The organism is Clostridium sp. ATCC BAA-442 (assembly GCF_964239415.1).
Classification (GTDB): domain Bacteria; phylum Bacillota; class Clostridia; order Oscillospirales; family Oscillospiraceae; genus Flavonifractor; species Flavonifractor plautii.
The window spans coordinates 19,387-20,046 of the sequence record NZ_CAXSQB010000060.1; the positions used below are offsets into that span (position 1 = coordinate 19,387).

At 73.6% G+C, this 660-nt stretch carries 1 protein-coding gene; it reads right to left on the reverse strand.

The genetic code is table 11. The features are described from left to right. Nucleotides 1-30 precede the first annotated feature (30 nt). A partial coding sequence (gene sdaAA, locus ACESY8_RS17495; RefSeq protein ID WP_498794902.1) for an L-serine ammonia-lyase, iron-sulfur-dependent, subunit alpha occupies nucleotides 31-660 on the reverse strand: 630 nt, incomplete at its 5' end.

Consider the following 660-nt stretch of genomic DNA (forward strand, 5'->3'; position numbering starts at 1 on the left):
CCCCCCCCCGCGGGCGCACACAGTGCGCCTCTACAGCCGCTCCGCAAGCCTCCGTCCCGTCGGCGTCGCCGCTAAACCGCCGCTCCCGGTCTCCCGGAGTGAGGCGGGCAAAGCATCGCCCACGGCCCGCATGGCGTCGATGACCTCGTCGCAGGGGATGGCGCTCTCCACGCCGGACAGGGCCATCTCTGCGCAGGACAGGGCGTTGACCGCCCCCATCACATTCCGGTTGACGCAGGGCACCTCCACCAGCCCGGCCACCGGGTCGCACACCAGCCCCAGGGTGTTGGACAGGGCCATGGCGCAGGCGTGGGCCATCTGGCTGGGCGTGCCGCCCATCACATGAACCAGGGCGGCGGCCGCCATGCCGGAGGCGGAGCCCACCTCTGCCTGGCATCCCCCCTCCGCCCCGGAGATGGAGGCGCGGGTGGCGATCACCTGCCCGAAGCCGGCCGCCACATAGAGGGCCTCCACCATCCGGCGGTCGTCCAGGCCGTCCCTGGCCTGGAGGGGGAGGAGCACCGCGGGCAGCACCCCGCTGGCCCCCGCCGTGGGGGCGGCCACGATGCGCTTCATGCAGGCGTTGCACTCCCCCGTCTTGAGGGCGGCGGCGATCACCTGCCGTAGAATGGGAGGGCACAGCCCCGGCCCCTCCCCCTC